At 58.9% G+C, this 1970-nt stretch carries 2 protein-coding genes; both read right to left on the bottom strand.

Annotated features, from left to right (window positions below; translation table 11 throughout):
• Window positions 1-98 precede the first annotated feature (98 nt).
• Complete coding sequence (locus VEB01_RS09415) at window positions 99-1517, bottom strand: transposase (RefSeq protein WP_324874847.1); 1419 nt, start codon at window positions 1515-1517, stop codon at window positions 99-101.
• Window positions 1514-1873, bottom strand: a complete 360-nt coding sequence (locus tag VEB01_RS09410) for a hypothetical protein (protein ID WP_324874845.1) — start codon at window positions 1871-1873, stop codon at window positions 1514-1516. Before VEB01_RS09410 ends, VEB01_RS09415 begins: the two co-directional genes overlap by 4 nt.
• Between the last annotated feature and the right edge of the window lie 97 nt (window positions 1874-1970).

Raw genomic sequence — 1970 nt, 5'->3', positions numbered from 1 at the left:
CTGTACTTTGGCCCTTTTGCACAGCATCAAGACCCCGCAGGCGGCTCTGGCCTTGGGGTACGAGGTAATTCGTAGAGGCTATTTCACGCCAGGGGGTGTCAAAGCCCGCTGGTAAACTTGCCCGGGGCATTCTTTATGGGGCGGGAAGCGTGCTGCCCGCCTACAACACTGTTGGAGATACCACGATTTACGAGTTCTTCGCGAACTAAGGTCATAATGTCTTCGATTGAGGGACGTCTCTGCTCTTGCGGTCGCCACTTCGGGAGCTTGTGGTAGTTCTCGGTCCTTGTCGGGCCGTAGGACATGAGGGATGCGACCAGCAGCATGGCATAAATGGCCACTTGAAATTGGGGGACGCGTGGGGCTGCCTGCTCCGACCAGACTTGCGCCTGCCCGACGCCAAACATGCTTTTCTCTTCCCGATGGTTCACTTCGATCTCCCAGCGGTCGAAGTAAGCCTGGATCAGGATTTCCGCGGGAGTCGTCAGATCGGTAGTCAGGAGATAGGCCGGGTCCCGATAGAGTTTCTTGCTCTTCTTGCGCGGGCGGTACCCCAGCGGGGCAATGATGATGAGCCGTAGCGGTCTGGCGCGGGTACCGGATTTCCAAAGAACCGGGCAGATCTCCTTGAACCGCAGGTTGTGAATGCGGCCGGCACCGAAAATCTCGGCCTCTTTCCAGGGAATCTGCTTATCGTCTTGCATGGCTTTGGGCTTGGGTAGTTCGTCGCCATACTTGCGCCTGCGCCCCCTACCCACGAGTTGCTCTGCCGTAGGCAGGGCGTACAGTGTGATGTCTCCACGGGCCCGCCCAATTATCTGAGAGCGCTCAGGTGGATTGCGTAAGGCGTTACGGTTGCAGTAGCTGCCGTCCACCACGAACAGGACAGTGCTCGTTTCAGCACCAAGCGAATCGAGTTCCGTCCGCAGATCCTGCATAACCGCTGCGCCTTTGCAGCTCAGGTTTTCGGTCTTCTGAGCCCGGCGGTAGTCCTGCTTTTCCGCTTCGGAGGCCTTCTTACCGGGCTTGGCGGGCGGCGGAGCCGGCGTAAAGCGCACCGGGACGCTGCGGGCTGGCCCGCCTAGTCCCTGTGGGCGGAGAAGGAACGTGGCTTGAATGTAACGCTGGCCGAGAACGAGATTCGGGTGAAACTTCGGTGACATAGGATCCCGGGTATACGAGGTCCCAGGACTGCGCTTGCTACTCTTTTGCAGAGCGGTGTCATCCATTGCAATGCAGATGAGCTCGGTCTTGCCCCGCAGTTCCAGGCATTTGCTCAGGACCGGCCGGAACAGGCCCGCCGGGTCCCATGGCGAGCGCGAAAACAGCCGGTAGCTTGCGCTCCAGTCCTCAAACTGGCGGTGAATCGCACATAGCGCCCGACTGATGGTATGACGGCCCCAGGTAATGACAAAGCCAAGAGCCAGCTGGCGTGCCCGGAGGAAGGTCCGATGCTGGGGGAAGGTCTTACGCGCCTCCCAGAGCAGATCGTCCAAAGCACTAATGAGTGTTTTCATGCCTGCACCTTGTCCGGGATGGCGTAAACGTTCGGACCGACTCTAGCGATGCGGTTTCCGAGCCTGGCTTCTCGTACCAAGATTGAGGCTAACGATTCTCGAGTCACGGGGATGCCGAAGGACTCCCGGACTTGTCTGCAGATGTCCCCGACGTGGAGGGGCTTGCCGGCGAGAGCCAGGACCTCGCAGGCCATGTCCGTGCGAGTCAAGCGCCGCTGCGCCGGCCTTCTGCCGACGAACTCGGCGTCATCCCCCGCCGCTCGAATCCGCCGGATCTCCTGGATTGCGTCCAGTTGAGCCTGGAGAAGCGTCTCGACTAGGTCGAGGTAATCCTCAGTTCTCGCTGCACGGGCCATGTTTGACCCCTCCTCTCCTAATTGTATATTAAGACAGCAATGTTCTCACATAAAGAGAACGCAATGTTATGTTTTCATTGCAATGGCCAAAGTACAG

Source organism: Methylocaldum sp. (assembly GCF_035627495.1).
Lineage (GTDB): Bacteria > Pseudomonadota > Gammaproteobacteria > Methylococcales > Methylococcaceae > Methylocaldum.
The sequence above is the reverse complement of the archived record's forward strand: the minus strand, read 5'-3'. Positions and strand labels throughout refer to the sequence as shown.